The following is a 25,849-nucleotide window of genomic DNA, read 5'->3' on the forward strand; positions in this document are numbered from 1 at the left end:
ATCCTTGGAACTCAGCAAACCTGTCGAAACCGGCCTTGCCGATATGAACCGGCACATGGCCGTTTTGTTGGATGGCGCCCTGTCAGCGGTCGACCTTCGAAAGGTTTCCCCGAAATACGAACCCTGGGTCGCGGTCGGCAGGGAACTGTTGAGCGAGATTGATCTTTCGAATGCGCAACGTGGCGAAGGGTGGCGCGATTGGGATGCCGTCAAGGGCGTCTGGCTGTCCAAGCCGGAACTTGCTCCCCAGGTACGACTGGTGGAAGCCTGTTTGAAGGCGCTACCTGACTTGTTGACGGGGCAGATCGAAGCACACGAGGTCCTGTTTCCCGAAGGTTCCATGGATCTGGTCGAGGGCGTCCACACGGGCAACAAGGTTGCCGACTATTTCAACGACATCCTTTGTCGAAGCGTCGAGAAATATATCGAGGGACGCGTTGGTTTGGATCCTGAGGCGCAGATCCGTGTTCTGGAAGTCGGCGGCGGTGTCGGCGCGACGACAGCCGGACTACTGGAGGGCCTCAAACCCTATTCCGGCAATATCAGCAACTATTGCTTTACCGATTTGTCGAAGGCGTTCCTCGATAGGGCCGGCGAGCGGTTCCGGCCCGAACATTCCTTTTTTTCGACCGCGGTCCTGGATATCGATACCGCGCCGCGGCACCAGGGTTTTGCCGCAGACTCTTATGATTTGATCGTCGCGTCGAACGTCCTGCACGTCGCGTCGAACATTCGCGAAACGTTGCGTGGGCTCAAAAGCCTGCTGCATTGCAACGGTCTGCTTTTCGTTAACGAGTTGAGCGAACGGTCACTGTTCACCCACCTGACCTTCGGGCTCCTGGATGTCTGGTGGTCGTACGAAGATGGACATCTCCGCATTCCCGGTTGTCCGGGGCTCACTCCCGATGCATGGAAAGCCACTCTCGTCCAGGAAGGCTTCCCCAATGTCCTCTTCCCGGCGGAGCCCAACCATGACAGGGGCCAGCAAATACTGATCGCCGAAAGCGATGGCATTGTTCGTTCAAGGCGCGCGGCAGGCACAGATCCGGTACATCTCGAGGCAACCGAAACGCCGCTCAAGGCCTCGAAACCCGAACAGGTCGCTCCGTCTGCCAATGGTGACGAAAAGGACCGATGCGCCGAAATCGTGACGCGCATAGTCAGCGACGTCCTCAAGATCCCGAGCAAGAAGATTGATCCCGCGAGGTCACTGACTGATTACGGTTTGGACTCGATCATCGCAATTCAGCTGACCAAGGCGATGAAGGATGTCTTTCCATCCATCAGGACAACGACCTTTTTCGAAGCGGATACGATCACGTCATTGGTCGAGTATCTGCTGAAAAATGACGAGCGGCCTGGTCCGTCGTCCGGATCGACTCAAGGGAGCGGACGGCCAGAACAGAACAACAGCGGGGAGGCCTCCTCACGGGCGAGCAGAGCTTCCAATCTGGAGGGGATCGCAATCATCGGCCTCTCCGGCCGCTATCCCGGAAGCAGTGACGTTGATAACTTCTGGCGGCACCTGGTCAACGGCGAGGATCTCGTTACCAGGTTCCCGGAGGATCGTTGGCCGCACGCTAAGCTTGATCGCGCCGAGCGTTGGGGTGGTTTCCTGGATAGAGTCGGGGCGTTCGATCCCCTGTTCTTCGACATCTCCCCGCGCGAAGCGGAATTAATGTCCCCGGAAGAACGCCTGTTCCTGGAAACCGTCTGGAACCTTCTGGAATCCGCCTGTCATACCCGGAACCGGATATCCCGGCAGTATGACAACCGGGTCGGCGTTTATGTCGGTGCGATGTATCAGCACTATCGGGAAACGACGGACGACGCGGATTTCAGAGCGGTTACGTCTCTTTCGTCATTCAGTGCCATCGCCAATCGCATTTCGCATTTTTTCGATTTCAACGGACCCAGCGTAGCGGTCGACACGATGTGTTCAGCGTCCGCCGTAGCGATCCATATGGCGTGTGAAAGCCTGCGCAAAGGAGAATGCAGCCTCGCCGTCGCCGGCGGAGTCAATCTGTCGCTTTATTCCGGCAAGTTCGATGGGTTGGAAAAGACGCAACTGATTGCAAGCGGTCCCGCGAGCCGGAGTTTTTCCGATGGCGACGGTTATCTGCCGGCAGAGGCGGTCGGCGCTGTTCTGTTGAAACCACTGGCACAAGCCTGCGAAGACAATGACGAGATCTTCGGCGTGATCCGGGCCAGTGCCATTAATCATAACGGACACACGGCTAGCCAGGCCGTGCCCAATCCAAAGGCGCAAAGAGCGCTTATCGAAGACAATTTCCAATCCGCCAATATCGACCCCCGGACCGTTGGCTATGTCGAGGCAGCGGCAAACGGTTCGGCGCTGGGAGACGCGATGGAAGTCTCCGCATTGTCCGGCGCGTTTCGTGAATTCACCGACGACCGCGATTTTTGTGTTCTGGGGTCGGTGAAGTCGAATATCGGCCACCCCGAGGCTGCATCTGGGATCGCGCAACTGACGAAAGTCGTGATGCAGCTTCGCCATCGCAAATTCGTCCCGTCTGTCGGTGCGCGACCGCTCAACCCGGACATTGATCTGTCCTCGTCGCCTTTTGCCATCATCGAACACGCCAGGGAATGGCCGGCGATAATGACCCCCGAAGGCATGCCTTTGCCGAGACGGGCCACGGTTAGCTCTTTCGGCGGCGGCGGAACCAACGCTCATTTCATTGTCGAGGAATTCGACGAACCGCCGAGCGCATCGTCGCCTGGCACCGGTCCCTGGCCCGTGATGCTGTCTGCGAGATCACCGGCCGCATTGCGGGCCGCGGCCGGAACTCTGCTCGAACACATTAAACAAAACCAGGATGTTGAGATCGGTCGTGTGTCGTGGACCCTCGCTATGGGGCGGGAGGCCATGGAAGAGCGGCTTGGTTTGGTTGTTTCGGATCGCGACGGTTTGGCCGAGGGGCTGAGAGATTTCCTGGGGAACGGGCAGCGAAACACCACTTTCCGTCTCGGCTCTGTGGACTTGGGCGTACCGACGGCGCCCAACAAGGGCGACACGCCGTCGACACTTTTGGATGGGTGGCTGAAAGGACAGGAAACCGACTGGTCACCCTGTTTCGGCTCTTCCGCGCCCGGCTTCCTCGTGCTTCCGACCTATCCGTTCGAACGGCAGGACTATTGGCTTCCGGCGAAATCCGTGGGGCCTGAGGTGGTGGAGCGCAGCTTCGAGTTTCCGAGCGAGGCGCCGTGTTTGAAGGACCACGGGAGTGTGTTGCCGGCCGTCGCGGCTCTGGACATGGTCGCGGCCACTGTGGGGCCGCGGGAAGATCGTCTGGTTCTAAAGCGCATCGTCTGGAACCGGCCCATGGCCGCGCGTGACGGTCATGTCATTCTCAGAGTCATTGTTGAGCACGGCGAGAGGACGGCAAAGTTCCGCGTCTTGGATGACGGAAACGTCTCTTATTGTGCGGGCGCGCTTGAGGTGGCTCATTTCGGCGATGGTGGGAGCCGGGCCCAAGCAGAGGCAACCGCCTTGGAGCGTATACGGGCGGCGACCCCGACAATCCTCAGCCGTTCAAGTTGCGATGAAATACTCAAACGATCCAATGGACCGTCCCTCTTCTCGATAGACCAAGTGCGGTACGGGGAAGGCGGTCTTCTGGCGCAGGTGCGCAAGTCCAATGTCTCCGGCCCCGGAGGCCTGGATCTGGGTCTTTTGAACAGCCTCGTCTTGTCGGGCGTTATCTGGCAAAGCCTCTTGGAACCCGGCGCGGCGCTGCCGCAGCCGTTCACACTCGAGGAGTTTACGCTCAGCAAAGGGCTGCCGGACGAAGGCTATGTCCATGTCCGCAAGAGCGCGACCCATTCCCGGTCAGTTCCGAAATTCGATATCAGCCTGTCTGACAAGGACGGCAATGTAAGTCTGAGTTTAAAAGGGTTCACGGCGGCATCGCCAGATGCCTCTGATCGATTGCAAGGCATTGAACCGGTTCAGGAAACGGTCCCATCGGCTGATCATATAACCGAAGAACTGGTGACTATTTTTTCTGCGATTCAGAAGATCGACGTCGAACGCATAAAACCGCAGTCGAATTGGGCCCGATATGGAATGACGTCCGTTGGGTTCACGGAATTCACCGAAGCAATTAACGACCGATACGGTTTGGACCTGATGCCGACCGTGTTTTTCGAACATCCGACGCTGGCGTCCCTGACCTCGTTTCTGTCGCGAAAGGTTGCCGGCTCTGCAAGCGTGGCAAAGTACGCCGTTTCGCCCGCGGACAAGCCCGGGAGCGCAATTGCCATCGTCGGCATCAGCGCCCGCCTTCCGGGAGCCGACAATCCCGCCGCGCTGTGGAACATCCTCGCCAACAACAAGGACATGATCACGGAAGTTCCCAAATCCCGATGGGACTGGCGCGATATCTATGGCGACCCTCATCAGGAGCCTGGCAAGACACGTGCGAAATGGGGCGGTTTCATCGCCGACATGGATTGCTTCGACCCGCTGTTCTTTGATCTCTCCCCGAGGGATGCGGAAGGCATGGACCCGCAAGCAAGATTGGTCATGGAGTCCTCATGGGCCGCGTTGGAGGATGCGGGATACACGGCGAGTGCGATTGCGGGCACTGACATGGGCGTGTTCGTGGGTGTCTCCACCGCCGACTATAAGGACATATGCCGGGATCTGGATCCGGCTCTCTCCGCGCAGATCAAACCATTCCTGATTGCCAACCGCGTTTCATACTTCTTGGATCTGCACGGTCCGAGCGAGATCATCGATACCGCATGCTCTAGTTCCCTGGTCGCGATTCACCGCGCAGCGGAAAGCATCCGGCAAGGCAGTTGCCGCGCCGCGCTTGTCGGCGGGGTAAATGTCCTCGCGTCTCCAGAAATAACTCTGTCCCTTAGCAAATCCGGCGTGTTGAGCGAGGACGGCCGGTGCATGGCCTTTGATAGTCGTGCCAACGGCATGGTCCGCGGGGAAGGCGTGGGCATGGTGGTCTTGAAACCGCTTGCCGAAGCTCAGGAGGCAGGAGACCGGATATACGCGGTGTTGAGGGGCACTGCCGTAAACCATGACGGTCAGTCCAGTTCCGCATCCGCACCCAACCCGAAGGCGCAGAGCGATCTGATTGTCCAGGCGATGTTCGAGGGTGGGATTGCGCCAGAGACCGTTGGCTATGTCGAGGCACACGGAACCGGCACGGAGCTCGGCGATCCGATCGAAATGAAAGGGCTTCGGACAGCATATGAGGAACTGTCCGGCAAGGCGGGCGAGCCACCGGTCAGTCAGCCCTACTGCGCGGTCGGCACGATCAAAGCGAATATCGGGCATCTGGAAGCTGCGGCCGGGATCGCGGGGCTGATCAAGGTTCTCTTGATGTTCAAGCACGGGCTGATTCCGGGAAATCCGCATCTCCAGACACCAAACCGATACCTGGAACTCCAAGGCGGACCTTTCTATCTGGCCAAGAACACTGCGGAATGGCCTCAAGGACATACGCCAAGGCGGGCTGCTGTCAGTAGCTTCGGGATTGGCGGCGCCAACGCTCATGTCGTGCTTGAAGAGTACCCTGCCAAGGCCCGGCAAGAGGACAGGCCGATCTCCATCCAGCCCGTCTTCGTTCCGCTTTCGGCGAAGGATGAAGCGGGCTTGAAGCGGGTCGTCCATCAAATGAGCCACTTCGTCAAAAGGAACCAGTCGCTGGAGCTGGAAGACTTTTCATACACCTTGCAGGTAGGCAGGGAAGCGCTTCCGGCCCGCCTCGTTTTCTCGGCGCGGTCCATGGCCGAAGTCCAGACCGTCTTGGAGAAATTGGCCGCATCCGAAAGCGCACTCTCCGGTACGGTCATGAACGATTACGGACCGGCCGAACATACCGGTCCGTTGAAGCGATGGGGCGAAGGCGGGGCGATGGACTGGTCGGAATTGTACGATGGCCCGACGCCAAACCGCATCACGCTGCCGACTTACCCGTTCGAGCGGAAACGATATTGGGTCGCGGCCCCGGAACAGGAAAATGCTGAGCTGCGGGTCGAGCATGCTCGCTCGCAATCCGCCGGACCTGTCTTGCTCTGTCGTCCCGTCTGGGAAGATGCGGAAACAAGCATCGGTGTGGCCTCCTCCGAGCCACCGCTTCGCCGCCTCGTCTATTTCTGCGGCCGGGCGGAAAATCCCCAACCGCTCGAAGAGGGAGAGCACTGCTTTGCGTCTTCGTGGCCTGATATAGCCAAGCGATTTGAAGATGTTTCGACGCAGGTCTTCGAAGAGGTCCAGAGCTTGCTTGCAAGTCGACCGAAGGAAGAGGTGCTGCTCCAGGTTGTCGTCGATCGGGATGGAGAGGGGCACCTATATGCCGCTCTCAACGGCCTGTTCAAAACTGCGGCAAAAGAGAACTCTCGTATTCACACGCAACTGATCGAAATCGAGGCGGAGGCCCCGGCCGACATGGTGCGCACGCGACTGACGGAGAACCGGTCACGTCTTGAAGACACGCATATCCGCTATCTTGACGGTGCTCGGCAGCGATTGGTCTGGCGGGAGGCACCGGAGGCAGGCGAAGAGCCCCGCCCTGTGTGGAAGGAAAACGGAACTTATCTGATCACCGGCGGTATGGGCGGTCTCGGCACCATCTTCGGAGAGGAGATCGTTCGACACTGCAAAAACCCGACATTGATCCTGGTTGGGCGGTCCCGCCTCAACCCGGATGCGATCAAGCAGTTGGAGAACTGGACGTCGCGGGGCGCTGACATCCATTACCGGCAGATCGATATTGGTCGCAGCGAGCAAATCGATGCGCTGGTCGACGAAATCCGGCATCGCCACGGAACACTGAACGGTGTTCTGCATTGCGCGGGCGTCAATCGGGGCCGGTACATCCTTAAGAAAACTGCGGCGGAGTTCCGCAGCGTGCTGTCGCCAAAAGTCGCCGGGACCGTCTATCTAGATGCCGCGACTCGGGATATGGCTCTGGATTTCTTCATCATGTTCGCGTCCGGATCTGGCGCGATCGGCTACCCGGGACAAGCCGATTATGCGACCGCGAACGGGTTCCTGGATTATTTCTCCGAATGGCGGGCGAACCGCGTGGCGCAGGGGGAGCGTTCCGGCCGAAGTCTGGCAATTGACTGGCCACTTTGGAAGTCGGGAGGCATGCGTGTGGAGCAAGGCGATCAAGCCGCCTTGGCGGACACGAGCGGCATGGTCGCCATGGAGACCGAACAAGGTCTGGCCGCGTTTTATGATGCCTTGAATAGCGGATATCCGCAGGTCGGTGTCGTGGCCGGAAATCATGACAAGATCCGTGCGACCTTCCTCGCCGGTCATATCGATAACCCGAAAGACCGCTCCGCCTCGCGCCGTTCAGACCCGTCCGCGTCCGGCTCTCTGACACCAACTGTCAGGGAAAAGATGAAAGAGTTGGTGGCCAAACAAGTGAGGCTGCCCGCCGCCGAACTCGATCTGGACGCGTCCTTCGAGGTCTATGGAATAGATTCCATCGCTGTCACCGAGCTAAACCAGAAACTGGAAGAGATCTTCGGCCCCGTGCCGAAGACACTCCTGTTCGAAGTGCAGTCCATCCGCGAGTTGGCGGATTACTTCATCGAGGACTATGCCGACGAGTGCAGGGCCTGGTGTGGACAAACCGTCCCGGTTTCGAGACCGGAGCGTGCGGCGGTCGAACAGATTCAGGAACGCGGAAACGTCCCACGCAACCGGACGCACCAGGATGAGCCCGTCGCGATCATCGGGATGGCAGGGCGGTTTCCGGATGCGCCGGACCTGGATCAGTTCTGGATGAACCTGCAAATGGGGCGTGACTCGATCAAGGAGTTGCCGTCCGATCGTTGGCCGTTGGACGGTTTCTTCGAGGCGGATCCGGATAAGGCTGTCGCAGAAGGAAAAAGCTATAGTAAATGGGGCGGTTTCCTTGAGAGTGTGTTCGAGTTCGATCCCCAGTTCTTCGGAATTTCTCCGAAGGAAGCGCTCATGATGGACCCGCAGGAACGTTTGTTCCTGCAGACGGCTTGGGCAGCGCTCGAAGATTCAGGATATTGCAAGGAAAGCCTCAAGAGCTCGATCGGTAGCCGGGTCGGGGTTTTTGCCGGGATTACGAAAACCGGATACGACCTGTTCGGACCGGATCTCTGGAGAAACGGAGAGCACGTCTATCCGCACACATCCTTCGGCTCCATCGCCAACCGGGTGTCCTATATTCTGGACCTGAAAGGTCCGAGCATGCCGATCGATACGCTCTGTTCGGCATCGCTGACCGCACTTCACGAGGCGCGTATACACATTCTGCGGGGCGAATGTGACATGTCGCTCGTTGGCGGCGTAAATCTGTATCTGCACCCTTCGAGTTATACCAGCCTATGCGCATATGGCTTTCTGGCCCGCTCCCACCGATGCAAGAGTTTCGGTGAAGGCGGTGACGGGTTCGTGCCGGGCGAAGGGGTTGGCGTTCTGGTCCTGAAACGTCTGTCGCTGGCCGAACGCGACGGTGACGAGATCCTCGCGACCCTCGAGGGGACATCGGTCAATCATGACGGCAAGACCAGCGGCTATACGGTTCCCAATCCCAAAGCGCAGTCCGAGCTGGTGCGCCAGGCTCTGAGCAGCGCAAACATCAACGCACGCGATGTCAGCTACGTCGAAGCCCACGGGACGGGTACCAAGCTTGGTGATCCGATTGAAGTGCGCGGACTGAGCCAGGCATTCCGGGAAGATACGGACGAGACGTCCTTCGCTGCCTTGGGGTCGGTCAAATCCAATATCGGCCATCTCGAAGCGGCGGCGGGCGTGGCCGGGGTCATCAAGATCCTCTTGCAGATGAAGCACGGTAAACTGGCGCCGTCCCTTCATGCAGAAAAGCTGAACGAGAATATCGACTTCCCGGCGACGCCCTTCACGGTTCAACGCACCGTCTCGGAGTGGCCGGGCGACGAAAAAATCGCGGGTATCTCTTCCTTCGGAGCAGGGGGATCGAATGCGCATGCGATTTTGAAATCGTACCGGAAATCAGCACCGCACGAAGATCAGAGCTCGGATCAGCCGGAAGCCATCATTCTATCCGCGCGCAGCGAGGATCGACTGAAGAATATGGCGCGGAACCTGCTCGCATTCGTCCGCGATGGAGGTGTCCGCCTCTCCGATCTTGCCTACACGCTGCAAGTCGGGCGGACGCCGATGGAATGCCGTCTCGGCTTCATCGTCAATTCGACGGACGATCTTGTCGAAACGCTTGAGAGGTTTGTTTCAAACAACACGGACGGTGGTGTTGTAAGCGGGCGCGTGACGGCCAAGACCAAGACGTTGGAAGACATGCTCGGAGCGGACGAGGCCACTGGTATCGTCGATGGCTGGTTGCGGAAAGGCGAGCTCGACAAGCTGCTGGAGCAATGGAGCTTGGGATATCCAGTTTCCTGGCAGGATCTGGCGCGTGTTGCCGAGCCAAGAAAGATGCGAATTCCAACCTACCCGTTCGCCCACGATATCTATCGCCTGGAAACGCCCGAACCGATCCGAACTTCGACCGCAAGCTCAGACCATTCCGGGCGCCACGACCTCTTCTGTTTCCGGGAAAGCTGGGCGGAACGTGCTGTGCCGAGAGAGACGGAGAAGATCGGCGGGGTTCTCTGCTTTGTGCCCGGAGATTTCGACCCGGCGCAGATGGCAGAGCTTGCGGACGATGCCGGTCTTGGCGAGTTCGCCTGTCGGAACATTCCGTCCGACAATGATTGGGGCGATCTCGAAAAGGCGCTTGCCGGGAAGGACCGCCTGATGTTCGTCGGTAATGGCGAGGTTGGCGACGCGCTTCATATTGCATCCCTGCTCCGCTCCATCGGGTCATCGGGCAAGTTGCCGGCCAAGTTGGTCCTCGCCGGCCGTTTTGAAGATCCGGTTCAGCGTGCGCACATGGAATCCTGGATCGGATTTGAACGGTCGCTCCGGATCTCTGCGCCGCAAACCGCCATCTCGGTGGTTTTCTCGGATGCCACGATGAGCCTTGCCGACTGGATGCGCACTTTGAGCACTGAGCTCCGCTCGCCGTGCTCTGGCGCCGTGCTCTATAGTGGCGGAACGCGTAAGGAGCCGTTGTTCGAGGCTCTGAGTCTGCCGCAGAATGAGACGGCATTTTCCCGGAGCGCTCCGGAGACCGTCGTCATTACAGGCGGGTGCGGCGGATTGGGGTATCTGGTCGCGCGGCATCTGGCAGGCAAAGGTGGGATCAATCTGGTCCTGACCGGACGGAGGCCGCTGGACGCGGAGATCAAGCGCAAACTGAAAGCGCTCGAAGCCTCTGGTGCCGGTGTCCTTTACCTTCAGGCGGATGTCGCGGATCGCCAGGCCATGGAAGCCGGGCTTGCCGAAGCGCGGGAGAGGTTCGGGACCATCTCCGGCTTGATCCATGCCGCCGGTGTCGAGGCAAAGGGCAGCATCTTCGAGAATGATGCCGCGGACTTCCAATCGGTGACGGCGCCGAAAATCGAAGGTGCCTTTCTATTGAAGGAGCTCTTGTCCGGCGATCAACTGAGATTTGTGTGCTTCTTCTCCTCCAGCGCTGCGACTTTGGGCGATTTCGGATCCTGCGACTATGCCGTCGCAAATCGTTTCCTGATGGCCTGGGGCGCTGCCTGGTCCGAACCTGTCCACGTCATCAACTGGCCGCTATGGCGGGATGGCGGTATGGGCAAGGGAAGCGATGACGAAACGGACTTCTACCTCGAGACCAGCGGTCAACGCATGCTCGAGCAGGATGAGGGTTTGGAGCTGTTCGACCGCATAATCGCCAATGAGGGTGGTGACCATCTTGTGCTTGCGGGAAAAGCCGAGGCGGTGAAGCGCTTCCTGGGGCGGATCGAACAGATGCAGGAGGAGGTGCCGCTTCCACTGGAAGAGCGTCTCATGCTCATCGCAGGCAAGATCATAGACCTGCCGGCGGAGCGTTTCGACAATGACCGCAGTTTCTCCGACTTCGGTTTCGATTCCGTTTCTCTCGCCAGTTTCGCCGGGGCGCTGTCCGAGGAACTCGGTGTTGATGTGGCGTCCTCTGACTTTTACGGGCACCCGACTTTCGAGGCTTTGGCCGCCTATCTCAACAGCGCATTTTCTGGCGCCGTCGCTGAAGAAACCACGGGGCGGCGAGAAATCCCTGTTCTGCCCATAGCTGTCTCCGCCCAGCCCCAACAACCGCGGCAAAAGCGGCAAGATGTTGCCATGGCCGTCGACGAGCCGATCGCCATCATCGGCATGAGCGGCTGCTTTCCGGGAGCGAATTCCGTTGGAGAGTTCTGGCAGAACGTTCGGCAGGCCAAGAGCGCCATTTCAACGATGCCGAAGGAACGCCTGACCGGTAGCGTCGACGGGGAAATCCATGGAGCTTTCGTTGACGGCATCGACCGCTTTGATCCTCTTTTCTTTGGAATTCCTCCGGCAGAAGCTGAAAATCTCGATCCCCGTCAACGGACCTTCCTTCAAGTCGCCTGGCATGCTTTGGAGGATGCGGGCGCCATGGGAGAGCGAATTCGGGGGGCGGCCTGTGGCGTTTATGTTGGGGTCGAGGAAGGTTTACCCCTGGCCCTTGGCGAAGGCGGCGATCTGAACTCGTCGCAAAACGCTACATTGGCCGCGCGTATCTCCTACATGCTCGACCTCAAAGGTCCGAGCCTCGCGTTGACGACCGCCTGTTCCTCATCACTGGTGGCGCTTCATCAAGCCTGTATGGGGCTGAGACATGGCGATTGCGAGATGGCCCTCGTCGGCGGCGTCAATCTTATCTTGTCGTCCGATGGTTTCGGCAATCTGAAGAGCTCCGGACTGTTGTCATCGGATGGTGTTTGCCGGGTCTTCGAGCAAAGCGGCGATGGACTGGTCCCAGGTGAGGCAGTTGCAGCCGTGTTACTGAAACCGCTCGCTGCCGCATTGAGAGACGGCGATCCGGTTTATGCATGCGTGACGGCGAGTGCAGTCAATTATGATGGCAAGACCAACGGTATCACCGCGCCAAGCCCGGTTCGGCAAACGGAGCTGCTGGAAGGACTCTATGAAAAGGCGGGCATAGACCCCGCGAGCCTGCAATTGGTTATGGCCCATAGTGTCGGTGCTCAGGTAAGCGACGGCATCGAAATCGACGCTCTGACCACCGCTTTCCAGAGTCATACGGAACAGACCGGCTTCTGCGCATTGCGTTCCGTCAAGCCATTGATCGGTCACACTTTCGCCGCCTCGGGACTCGTCAGTTTGATCACCGCCGTCATGGCCATGAAACACCGACAAATCCCCGGCCTGAATCTTGATGGCGACTTGAACGAGCGGATCGATCCGGCAACCAGCCCATTCAACTTCGACGCTGAAACCCGCGAATGGCCGCGCCCGGCCGAGTCTCCGCGCCGTGCTGCCCTCGGGGCGACGGGAATCAGCGGTACCAATGTTCACGTTCTGCTCGAAGAGGCCCCGGATCCAGCCGGTGCAGGTGCACCGACAGACGGCCGGCCTTTGATGTTTGCGTTCTCGGCGAAGTCGCCGGACCGGCTGATGGCGCTGCTCGAAAGAATGGCAAGTTACGTCGAGACTGTTGCCGAGAGCGATCTTGCGGCACTGGCGCGGACCCTCATCGACGGACGGGACCAGATGAAGTGCCGCATGGCCATCCTGGCAAGCTCGATCGAGCAACTTCGGTCGGCCATCCGGGCCCAGCTCGACAAGCGGGATATGCCTGACGTGGTGTTCCAGGGGCGAGTGAAACAGGACAAGAATTCGCGCGCGGATATTGATGTCCGGCTCGCAGATGCTTACCGTTCGAACGATCTGCCCGGAATCGCGCGAGCCTGGTGCAGTGGGGCGCGGGTCTCCTGGTCGGACATGCAGGGCGACGATCTTCCGACCATGCTTTCGATGCCCGGTTACCCGTTTGAACAGCGTCAGCTCGGTAACAAACCGCAGCAGGAGACAGAGCAGGAAGGAACGGTTGCCGAGCTCTATCGAACCATCGCCGAGTTGGAACGGCCTGAGTTTCGCGAAGGATTCCTGACGTTCTTCCCCCTGTTGGAGAAACGGCCGGGCTTTTCTGTCACGCGCATTGGCCTTCATCCCCAGGACCATCCGGAAGAGGTGGCCCTTGTCCATGAGAAGCAGAAGGAAAGCCGTTCCGTTCTTTTCCACGGGACTGATTTCGACACTGTCGAGAGCCTGGTCGACTTTGGGTGCGGTTACGGGACCGACGTTGTGGGATTAGGCAAGAAGCACCCCCACCTGTTGGCCGACGGGTACACGATCACTCCTGCCCAGGCCGAAATCGCTCAAGATCGCATCCGGCGCGAGAATCTGAGCGACCGCGTACGGGTTTTCAATCGCGACAGCACCAGGGATCCTTTCCCGCAGCGCTACGACATCGCCCTGGGCGTCGAGGTCACGTGCCATATCGAAGACAAGGATGGATTGTTCGACAATGTCTTGAACGCTCTTCGGGACGATGGCCGCGTCCTTCTGATGGATTTCGTCTCCAACATGAAGGGTGGGATCGTCGATCCGAATGTGTCGGTCTATATCCCGACACAGGAAGAGTGGATCGACTTGATATCCCGGCATGGGTTGGCATTGGACGAGAGCGTCGATCTATCCGCCCAGATCGCGAATTCGATTACCGATCCCGAATGCGAGGAGAATGTCAAAGGACTGCCGAAAGTCCTTGCCGATTCCTGGCGCAACTGGACCAACAACGCCGTTGCGATCGAACGGGGGTGGGTTGGATATCGGTTCTTCAAAATGAGGCGCGTGACCGGCTGGGACGAGGCGGCTCTGAGACGCCACAACAAAGCACACTTCGGCGCGGCGACGGGATATCCAGAAGCGCTGGCGGCCATGCTTGCGGCCGAGCCTTGGCAACCGCGGCTTATCGCGCCGGAGGACGCGGTACATAAGACTTCCGACGAGCCCACACCCCGAGTTTCGGCCAGGCCGCTCGGAAAAGCGGACTTGAAGGAGGTGAGGGAGCGGCTCGCCGAAGTTTTCACAAAGGTGCTTCGACTGGAAAAACAGGACCTCCAGACGATCGACACGATCCAGGAGCTTGGGCTCGATTCACTGAATGCGGTCAGCTTGCTGGAGGCCATCAATAGCGAATTTGACCTTACCTTGCCGACCAGCACGGTTTTCGAGTTTGCCACCATCGCCGAGATCGCCGCGTATATAGCCCCGCGCATCAAAACCCGTTCTGACGTGCCGCTGACGGCGATTGGTGAGGAGATTTCGACCGAACCGCAATCGTCCGGCAACATCGTCCAATTCGATACGGGCTATAAAGGTGCCGCGCTTTCCGAACATACCCGCCCCGCAGTGACGGCAGCGCCCGAAGAGGCGGCGGAAATCGCGATCGTCGGCATGTCATGCCGATGTGCCGGTGCGGAGGATGTCGACTCGTTCTGGAATCTCGTTAGCGAGGGGCAAGACGCGATCTCGGATGTCACCGATCCCGCATGGCTGAACTATCTGGAGCGCCATTCCGAAAGTCCGATCGTTCCGCGCTACGGTGCGATGGCGGATATCGACAAGTTCGACCCGCTGTTCTTCCGGATCTCGCCGAAAGAGGCGGATGCGATGGGTGTCAACCAACGGCTGCTGTTAGAAGAGTGCTATCACGCCCTTGAAAGCTCAGGTTATGCGCCCGACCGTTTGGCCGACCTCCCGGTCGGGACCTATGTCGGTCTGGGTGCCGGGTTCGATTCCGAAGAGCCCGAGCATTCTCATCTGGCGATGCTCGGCCTTGATACAAGCATCGCCGCCGCCCGGATTGCCTATCTGCTGGACCTGAAAGGTCCGGCTCTCGCGGTCAATACGGCCTGTTCCTCGTCCCTGGTTGCCGTCGATCTGGCGTCGAAAGCCCTCCGCAATCGCGAAGTCGACATGGCATTGGCCGGGGGGATTACTGTTTGGGATCACCCGGCGCCGTTCGTTTCCATGAACAATGCGGGGATGCTGTCCCCGACGGGGCAGTGTCGTCCATTCGACCGCAATGCGGACGGCATCATTGTCGGAGACGGCGTCGGCATCGTCGTCCTGAAAAGATTGAGCGATGCCATCGCGGACGGGGATTCCGTGCTCGCCGTGATCAAGGGGAGCGGCACCAACCAGGACGGGCGTACTTCCGGGATTACGGTTCCGAGTTTCCTTTCGCAGAGCAGGCTCCAATCCTCGGTCTATCAAACGGCAGGGACCAATGCCGGGGACATCCAGTACGTCGAAGCCCACGGAACAGCGACCAAGCTTGGCGACCCCGTCGAATTGCATGCCCTGACGGAAAGCTTCTCGCAGAGCTCGAACGACAAGGGGTTCTGCGCTACCGGGTCCGTTAAGGCCAATATCGGTCACACGGCGGCCGCCAGCGGTGTCTTGGGGCTGATAAAGGTCGTCGCGGCGCTCGAACATGGCCAGATGCCGCCATCGATCCATTACGAAGAGCCAAACGAACACATCGATTTCGCGAGCAGCCCGTTTTACGTCAACACAGCCCTGACCGACTGGCCCCGCAACAAACAGGGCGAGCGGCTCGCGGCGGTGAGTTCGTTCGGGTACAGCGGAACCAACGCGCATGTTCTCGTCAAGAGCGCGCACCTGCCGGAGCGGCGGACCCCGTCAACCGACCAACGTCCGCAAGTGCACCTGATTGTACTGTCGGCGCGAGATCGTGAACGGCTGAAGCGCTTGGCCGAGCGGCTTTGCGATTTCATTTCAGGACGTCAGGACCGGCTTTCACTCGCCGACATTGCCTACACCTTGCAGGTTGGGCGTGATGCGATGGAGGAACGGGTCGCTTTCGAAGCATCCGACATGGACGGGCTTCTGAAGGGCTTGCGCTCCATCGCAATGGGTGAATCGACCTCGAAAACTCATTGGCACGGGCACAGTAAACAGAGAGAAGGGGCCGCAACTCTTCTGGTGGACGACGATGACGCCGAAGAGCTGATCGCGCGTTGGCTTGCGAAAGGGCGGCTTCATAAACTCGCGGAACTTTGGGTGACGGGGGGCGGGCTCGATTGGCGAGCGCTTCACGGGTCCGGAACTCCGAGACGGGTTAGGTTGCCCGGATACCCATTTGCACGGCGTGCCTGCCGGTTGCCCACGGTAGGTGTCACGGCCCGTCCTGTCGAAACCAACCTGCATCCGCTCATTCACCGAAACACCTCCGGATTGGCCGGTGTTTCCTTCGCCAGCACCTTTACCGGCAGCGAGCCTGTTTTCAGCGATCACCAGGTCGCAGGTCGGAAAATGCTGCCCGCGACCGCCTATCTCGAGTTGGCTGTGGCCGCCGTGACCCAGGCCTCAGACGCCACGCCGCAAAACCTGCTGTTGCGCGACATGATGTGGGTTCAGCCGATCACGTCGAGCCCGGACCCCTTGAACGTGCTGACGCGGTTGCAGAGTCGCGGCGATGGTGAGGTTCAGGTGGAGATCGGGCTTGACGGCGGCGGCACCTCGAATGTTGCCGCGCGCTGTAAAGTGTTGTTGCGCAAGGGAGAAGCCGCTGCTGACCTGGACCTCACAACACTCGGCAGGCAAACTTCCGGTACCATCTTGAGCGCCGACGATTGTTACGAAATCTTCGCCAAAGCGGGGGTCATTTTCGGACCCTCCCATCGCGTTTTGGAGCAGGTGCGGGTTGGCGAAGGACAGGTCCTGGCGCAGTTGAAGCTACCTCGCTCCCAGCAGGATTCGCGGAATCTGTACCACCTGCACCCGGGTCTACTGGACGGGGCATTCCAGGCGACGGTCGGTTTTATGCACCAGCAGACGCGCTCGGACATGCCCGCTCGACCCATGCTGCCTTTCGCGTTGAGAGAGATGCAGGTTCTCGGCAGCGTTCCAGATGAAGTCTGGGTCCATATAAGGCACGCAGACGGTGGCAATGGGCCGAACCTGGTCCTGGATCTGGATCTTTGCGACGGCGATGGATCCGTATGCGTCCGCCTGAAGGGCCTGACCGCGAGAACTCTGGATGGAGCCGCCGCGAAAGACCAGAAAGCGCCAGCCATTGAGGGAGCGTGCACGCTCTACGCCGCTCCGAGCTGGGTCGAGCGCGAGATTGTCGTTGAACCGTCTCATACTCCGGACTTTCAGCAGCGTATCATCGTCACCGCCGGTCTCCCCGCATTGAAAGCGGACAAGGCCACCGCCGGGCTGACAACCCTGAATCTCGGGACGCAGAAGGCGGAAGAGACCGCCAATTGGATTGAAGCCTCGGCAACCAGGCTCTTCGAACAGATCAAAGCGCTTCTGGAAAATGAGCGTGGCCGGAAGATCCTGATGCAGCTGGCTGTTCCGAATTCGGGCGATGCGCAGCTCGTCGCGGGGCTTTCGGGGTTGCTGAAAACGGCCCGGATGGAGTTTCCGAATTTCTACGGTCAGGTTGTAGAGGTTCCCGCTGGAACAAAGCCGAAAGCGCTCCGCACACTATTGGATAAAGAAGCGGCTGCGGCGGATAGCGGGCCGATAAAATACGCGGACAACCGCCGCCGCATTCTGCAGTGGAACGAATTCGATGAAGGAGCCTCTACAGGCTGGGCCTGGAAGAATGATGGGGTCTATCTCATTACCGGCGGCCTCGGTGGCCTCGGGCTGCTGTTTGCCGAGGAAATTGCAGCGCGGACGAAATGCGCGAAGCTCGTATTGCTTGGCCGTTCCGAGCCGGACGCGGACGCTCGCGCCCGACTGGCGGCGATCGAGAAACAGGGCGCCGAAATCCTTGTCAGGAAAGCGGACGTCTCCAGGCTCGAAGAGGTGTCCCGCATTGTTGAGGAACTGGATGACAGCCACGGCGGCTTGACCGGCGTCATCCATGCGGCGGGCATCATCCGCGACGGGACAATCCGGAACAAGAGCGCGGGTGACTTTCAGGCCGTACTCGGGCCCAAGATCACCGGAACGTTCAATCTCGACAAGGCCGTCGGCAGCCGGGAGCTCGACTTCTTTGTCCTGTTTTCTTCCGGCGCCGGTATCTGGGGCAATGCAGGCCAGGCCGACTATTCGGCCGCCAACGCCGTGATGGACCAGTTGGCGCGGAGGCGAAATCAACTCGTTGGCGATGCCCAGCGTCATGGCCGCACCTTATCCATCAACTGGCCGCTTTGGCGGGATGGTGGGATGAATGTTGGTGCGCGGGTCATCGAGAAGATGGCCAGAACGATCGGTGCTGTCCCTTTGGAAGCTCGAGACGGGTTCGCCGCCTTTGAATGCGCCCTTGGCTCCGACCTCTCACAGATTTCTGTGATGCGCGGCAATCCGGACATATTGAGACCGGCAATGTTCGGACATGATACCCCGGACGAAGAATCAAGAGACCCGATGTCGCCCGAAGCGACGAATCCAGTGCCGGCCGGCCATACGGAAGATGGCCACACGGACCTCCGCACTTGGACGCTCGACTTTCTGTCCGACTCACTCCGGGAGACGCTTGGCGGCACCCGGGACGATTATGACGAGACGAAGGATCTGGCGTCTTCCGGGCTCGATTCGGTTCTGGTACTGGAGTTGAATCAGACGCTTGAAGGGACGTTCCCCGACCTCCCGCAAACCCTGTTTTTTGAATATGGAAGTTTAGGCGCGCTCACCGATTTCTTTCTTGAGCACTATTCGGATGAGCTGAAGAAATTGTCAGCCGCTCCGTGCGGCACGAGCGTTCCTTCTCGGTCTCCGCAGCAGACGCGGGAAGCTCCCTCGCTTGATCAGCAACGCCTGTTTATCCGTGACCTGCTTGCCGAGACGATGAGCAGTGTACTTGGGCTCGACCGGCAGGATCTGGAGGATACGAAATACCTCATGGATTACGGGCTCGACTCCGTTTTAATCCTGGAGGTGAACACACTTCTGGACGCACATTTCCCCGACCTCCCGCAAACCCTGTTTTTCGAGCATGGCGACCTTGAGAGTCTGCTCGAATACTTCCTGGAGAACCACGGCGACAAGATCGCGGGCTTGATGTCGAACGCGTCCACGCAATCTGCCCTCGCGGCTCGCCCAAGCCCGCAGGCTCAAGAGGTTTCGTCACCGAACGGCGCCCTGCCGAACAGCTTCGATGCCTTCATCTCAAATCTTGAAGCCAGCCCGGTGGACGAGGCCTTCGATGGCGATCCTTTGGGCGCGCGCCGCGCGCACTCGCCATTTCACAGTGTCGCGCTCCCGCCCGAGCCAATCGCAGGGTTCTCCCTGGCGCGCAGTATCGTCGCCCCGGAAGCCTGCGTCGGACAGATGAGGGAGGTCGTTCAAGTTCAGGCCGAACTGCGCCAGGTGCTTTTCCATGCCGTCGGCCTGGAAAAGGCACACAGGGTGATCGATCTTGGATGCGGGATCGGTGCGGATCTTGTGGAACTTGCCTCCGCCTACCCGAACCTGTCCGTCGAAGGCATGACGGTATCGGAGGAAGATGCTGCGGCGGCGCAGGTCCTGATCGAAAACCGGACATTGTCGGATCGCGTTGCCGTTCGACTCGAGGATAGCAAAGCCTGCCGCTTCGATCCCGGAGGTGACCTTTTCTTCAGCATCCAGACCATGCATCTCCTGGGCGACGCTGCGGAAAAGGCGGGGCTCTTCAAAAATCTCGCCGCGGCCCTGAAGGACGGGGGGTATCTGCTCATGGCGGATTACGTCGGACGCGGGGGTGGGTCCGTGAATGACAAAGCCCTCGGTTCCTCAGTCTTCTCGGAGCAGGAATTGGCTGAAATGCTGGCCGGTTCAGGATTCGAAATCGAAACTGCGATCGACGCAAGCAACGAAGCCTTGAATTTCCTGAGAGACCCCGATCTCGACGCGGCGCTTGCCGGAGTTGAAGCCGGGATTGCCGGAACTGTTCGAAAGCTGACGCAACAGGCCGTCTCGATCGAAAAGGGGTGGGTGCGGTTTTGTTTGATCAAGGCTCGTTTGGCGGACGCAAAGAATGCTGCGTCCAATGGCGATCTCAGGTCGAGAAACCTTGATCACCTGTTGACCCCGCAAAGTTATGCGGCCGCTCGGGACGAGGTGAAGCTGAGTGCGCCGCACGTCTACGAGGACGTGTTGGCGCGCTTCCCGGAATTCTCAATTGCCGGGGGAGATGCGCCGTGAGTCAACTTATCCACGAGCAGGAGCTTCAGAACCACCCCGAACTCGCCGGGATCGTGGCCGAGGTCGATCAGGCTGTGCCGCCGATCGGGTATGAGAGGCTGCTCTACCGGCATCTGTTCGTCATGACAGACGATCGCAAATATTTGCGGGTTGTCGCCGACGACCGGAACAAGCTGATTGTGCCCTTGCATCTCCATAATCGCCAGGAGCACGACGCCCTTTCCGATTACTGTGATCGGCACGGCTGGAAGCTGCTTGTTCTGGACGGCCATCACGACTGGCTGGTCAGGGATGCGCGGCCGGTTCCGATAGGCGTTTGGCACGACATTGATTTGGCGTCGTTTCATCTCGACGGCCGCAGAATGCGGAAGCTCCGTTATCTGGTCCAAAAATTTGCGAAATCCGGGACGCCGAAGCTCTTCGAACCGGACCGCCCAGCTGCAACGGAACGGGCTTCGATGTGCGAGGTGATGCTCGCATGGGCCGGCGCGAAAAAGAATGTCATCGAGCATTCCGTGGTCTGCATGGAGGAGATTCTCGCCGGCGGCCTGAAGGCCGGACACCGGGCGTTCGTGACCTATCTGGACGACACGCTGTGCTCCGTGATCGTCATTGAGGATGCTGGTTCCGGCAAATGGATCATGGACCAGGAGTTCTACGATCCCGGGGCAGCGCCCCTGGGGCATATGGAATATGCAGTCTGCGAAATCATCAAGCTCCTGCAAAGCGAAGGCGCGCAGTCATTTTCACTAGGGCTGACCTGGTTTCCCGACGCGTTCGCAGATCACCCCGACAAAGACGATGAGGGATGGGAATGGCTCTCAGCTCAGGTTGAAAAGGGCACCCTGTTGAGCAAGGTGTTCGAATTGGGGCGCGCCAACTTCCAGTTCAAGAAGAAGTTCGCCCCGGACGACCAGCCGTTCTTCGCCTACTTCCCGGACGGGATGGCGTTCGAAACGCTTCTGAAGTTCTGGCCCGTGTTCATGCAGAACTCGCTCACCGCTGCCCAGGTCGCGGATCGATTGGCCGAACAGGTGAGGGAGGACGATGCCTCTACCGTGCCGGCTGAGATCGACCTTCGGACCGATTCCTGGTGGGGCAGGGAGAATGAACATACCGCCAGATTGAGGTCACGGGACCGAACGCAGCTGATCGAGGACGCAAAGGCCTTCAGGGCGTTGATCCCATTCAAGCATGTGTTCTTCACGCCGCGCGGCAGAGATGCCGAGGCCCTGTTCTACAAGGCTTTCGCCCAACACCGCAGGCAACGCCGGATCATGACGGCACTTCCCTGGACGACGACCTTGGCGTTTCAGCTGGGTAACGGCTTCCGCGTCGAGGAATTGCCCCATCCGACAATACTGAATGCTGCAGATACCAGTCTTTTCAAAGGTGAAATCGACCTTGAGGGCCTCGCCGAGGCGTTGGCGGTAGAGCATGCCGACGACATTGCCATGGTCGGTATCGAAGCCCTGAGCAATGCTGCGGGCGGTGCACCGGTGCGTCTTTCGCATTTGCGGGAGCTCCGTGGCAGGTTGGCTGGATCCGGCATTCCCTTGGTCCTGGATGCCACCCGAATTGTCAGAAATGCCGCCTTGATCAAGTCTCATGAACCGGGCCTGCACTACCGGGAAATCTGGGATCTGGTCAGGGAGACACTGTCCAGTGCCGACCATGTCGTGGCGAGTCTGGCCAAGGATTTCGCCATTTCGCAGGGCGGGCTGATTGCGACGGACGATGAGGATCTGGCCCGGTCAATCTCGTCTCTGATCGCAGATGGCGGTTTTGAAAGCGAGGGGGGCACACCGCTTTCGGACCCCGGATGGAAGGCGCCCGTGATTCCGGATCTGGATCTCGCCTTGTCTCTCGTAGAAAAGCAATTGCGGTTTATGGAACGGATTGCCCGGATGGCGGCAGGCCGCCATCCAGGACCAATCGGCCCCGTGCTCGGCCATGCGCTTGTCCTGGACGTTGCCGCGTTGGACGCTGACCCTGACGCGTTTCTTCAGGACTTGCTCACCGGTACAGGCATCAAAGGCGGTCGTCATCAGGCCGGAAAGCAGCGGCAATCGGCACTTGCCAAGGCTGTTCGCCTGGCTGTCCCGCTCGGTCTCAGCGCGTCCGATGAAGAGCGCATTCTGCATGGGCTCGAACGGTTTCTGCAGAAGCCGCAAATGCCATCGTCAATCGAGGTTGCAGATCATGACGACGACATCGCCATTATCGGCGTTTCAGGACGCTTTCCGATGGCCAACACGCCGGAGGAACTCTGGGAAAATCTCCGTGCCGGGAAAGACTGTGTCACGGAAATTCCAGCGGATCGGTGGAACTGGCGGGACTTCTACGAGGCCGACCGAAATTCATCCTGGCAAGCCGGGAAGAGCACATCCAAGTGGGGCGGCTTCATTGATCGTCATGACCGGTTCGACGCCGCCTTTTTCGGCATCGCCCCGCGCGAAGCCCGAATCATGGATCCGCAAGAGCGTCTGTTCCTGGAAGTGGCGTGGGCTGCATTCGAGGATGCCGGATACAATCGGTCAGCCCTGAAATTCAGCGACAGTCTGGGCCGGGAACCGGTCGTCTCCGTCCATGTTGGTTGTTCCTGGCAGGAGTACGGTCTGTTCGGCGGTAACGGACTGCAGGACCGCTCGGCACCGATTGCGACTTTTGCCGCCAATATCGCGAACCGGGTTTCGTACTGGTTCGATCTCAAGGGCGAGTCCCTGACATTGGATACGGCCTGTTCTTCGTCGCTCAGTGCGTTGCATCAGGCGTGCAAGGCGTTGCGGCAGGGCGAAAGCGATATGGCCCTGGTCGGAGGCGTTAATCTTTCTCTCCACCCCAACAAGTACCTGCTGATGTCGCAAGGCCAATTCCTGTCCAGTACTGGCCGATGCAAGAGTTTCGGCGATGGTGGAGACGGTTATGTGCCAAGCGAAGCCATATCTGCAGTTCTTGTTAAACCGCTCGGTCGCGCCAGACTGGACGGGGACCACATTTACGGTGTGATCCGCGGGTCGGCAGTTCGTCACGCCGGAAAGACCAACGGCTACAGTGTTCCCAATCCTGCGGCGCAGGCAGAGGTCATCCGTGACGCCCTAGAAAATGCTAAAGTTGCGCCAACCGAGATCGGCTATATCGAAGCACACGGGACCGGGACGGTCCTCGGCGATCCGGTCGAGATCGAAGGTTTGTCCAAGGTCTTCGGGACACGCGATCCGCTGCCGGTCGGTTCCGTGAAATCGAATCTTGGTCACTGCGAGGCGGCGGCCGGATTAGTTGGGCTGACGAAGGTTCTGATGCAGTTCAAGCATCGGAGTTTCGCACCGTCGCTACATGCGCAGCCGCTCAACCCCAAGATCAGGTTCGCCCAATCTCCCTTCTTTGTTCAGGACCGGTTCGGTCCATGGACGACCCCGGAGGGCAACCGCCGGATGGCGGGCATCTCCTCCTTCGGGGCGAGTGGAACGAACGTTCATGTGATCGTTGAAGAATTCATCTCCGAGCCAGGCGCCACCGAGCCAGGAACGACCGAGACGGAAGCGTTACCCGAAGCGATCATTCTTTCCGCGCGGAATGAAGAGGATCTGATGCGTCTCGCCAGGTCGATGAGCGCGTTCCTGCGAAAGAATCCGGGCATCCCGTTCGACGGGCTCGCATACACCCTGCAGACTGGACGGGAGCCGCTGCGCCAAAGGCTCGGCTTCACGGCTTCTTCGACAAGTGCCGTGATCGACAGGCTCGACGCGTTCTGTGAGGGGCGGCGAGACGATGTCGTGACGGGGCGCGCCGCTTCGGGGCCGAAGAACGGGAGCCCAGCCGCGCCAGTCGAAGGCGATGATCTGGAGCGAATGGTCGAAGTCTGGGTTCGAGGGGGGGATGTGCCCTGGAACAGGATGGAGCGGAAGCGCCGTCCGATTAAGCAAAGCCTCCCGACCTATCCTTTCGACGGCCCGCGTTATTGGGTCGAAGACAACGCATCGCGGAATGTCAGGAAGGCCGATGTCCGGTTTCTGGAAGAGCTGTGGCAGGACGTGCCTGTGCCGCAAATCCGGCAGGGCTCGGGCGCGGCACTGCCGCGTGTCCTATGCCTCCTGAGTAGCGAGAAGGATCAGGCCGAACTTGGCGGCATTCTGAAGACGTATCTAGAGGGCTCCGAAATCCTGTTCCTTAGGGACGATGGCCAGACACCGGAAGACCTCGCCGCGGCTATACAAGAGATCGGGCGCGTGGATGGGGTCTTATACCTATGGCCCATTGAAAACCCCGAGCGAGCTCAGGACCTTTCGGTGGTGCTGGGGCTGTTGAAAGAACTGACCTCACTCGGGTTCCCGAAGAGGGTCATGTTTGCGGGCCGGGATGCGGGTGCGCTTGGAGGCGTTCATTTGGACTCTCTGGTCGCCATCGAGCGATCGCTGTCGATGGCTCACCCGAACAGCGCGATTTCGGCCTTCACGATGGCTGAAGAGGGATGGGAAGCGGCGTCGAAGGCGCAATCGCCTGAAAGAAAATGGCTGCCCATAGTCCAGAGCTTCCTGGCGGAGCGTATTTTTTCATTCAAGTACGATGGCGAGACGTGGCGACGACCGGAGGTCCGGGAGGTCACCGCGCCCGGCAATGAACCCGGTCATGAAGAAACCCATCCGATCGATCTGGACAGGCCCATTCTCATTACTGGCGGATCCAACGGCCTGGGATTCCAGTTGGCGGATCACCTGGTATCCAGGGGGGCGAGGAAACTCGTCCTCACCGGTCGGGCGGCGTTAGCTGGTGACAGGCGTCGACGCCTGGCCGATCTGGAAGGCAAGGGGTGCCGTGTTCATTATCTGCAGGGCGACGTCACCGATCGGGCGGTGATGGAGGCCGGGCTGGAGGAGGCGCGGCATGCCCTCGGTGCCATTGGTGCCGTGTTCCATGTCGCGGGGGTAATGGAGCCGAAGGCGCTGTCGGAAAAGACATCCGACGAGTTCAGCGCGGTCCTCGCGGCAAAGGTGACCGGACCGCAGGTGCTCGACGCGCTCTTGGCCGGCGATCCATTGACGTTGGTCTGCTACTTCTCCTCCTTGTCCGCGTTGTTGGGCGATTTCGGCTTCTGTGATTACGCGATGGCCAATCGGTTCATGTCCGGGTACGCGGCGTATCGGAACGCCCTTGCTGAAAAACACGAATGCACTGGGCGCGCAGTGTCCATCCAGTGGCCATTGTGGCGCGAGGGAGGAATGGGCGGAGGCGGCACGGAATGGGCCGACTTCTATTTGGACAGCAGCGGGCAGAGACTGCTCGAAGCCGGTGAAGGCTTTGACCTCCTTGACCGCATCATTGCCGGGAATTCGACCGTCTGCACACCGCTCGTCTGCGAAGGTGGTGCCTTTGAGCGGATCATGGCGGGCTTGAACGAAGAGGCTCGCTGGAAAGAAACCGCGCGCCCCTCTGTGCGGCACGCCGCGCAGACGCCTTGCGGTGTTGTCGTCCAGGACGCCCTCCTGGCCGACCTGCGTGTGGGCGTTATCGAGGTCCTCGGCATTGATGAGCGAGAGCTGGAAGACGACGCCAGGTTCACGGATTTCGGATTTGATTCGATCAGCCTATCGGAGTTTTCTGGGCTGCTGACGTCTGGTTTCGGTTTTGATGTGACGCCTGATGTGTTTTTCGGCGCTCCGACGCTGAACGATCTGACGGCGTATCTTCTTGAGGAGCATGGGGCTGCGCTGGAGGCGCTTTTCGGAGCGTCTTCTGAAGAGGGGGCAGCGGCCCCCGTGCCGGAGGGTT

General features: G+C 59.6%; 2 protein-coding genes. Both read left to right on the forward strand.

Annotated features, from left to right (window positions below; translation table 11 throughout):
* Positions 1-4 precede the first annotated feature (4 nt).
* Positions 5-20,080 carry an SDR family NAD(P)-dependent oxidoreductase gene (locus tag IG629_RS18190; RefSeq protein WP_193173346.1) on the forward strand — a complete coding sequence of 6,692 codons (20,076 nt, stop codon included), beginning with the start codon at positions 5-7 and terminating at the stop codon, positions 20,078-20,080.
* A partial coding sequence (locus tag IG629_RS18195; protein ID WP_193173347.1) for an SDR family NAD(P)-dependent oxidoreductase occupies positions 20,077-25,849 on the forward strand: 5,773 nt, incomplete at its 3' end. The genes IG629_RS18190 and IG629_RS18195, both read left to right, overlap by 4 nt.

Source organism: Nisaea nitritireducens, assembly GCF_014904795.1.
Lineage (GTDB): Bacteria > Pseudomonadota > Alphaproteobacteria > Thalassobaculales > Thalassobaculaceae > Nisaea > Nisaea nitritireducens.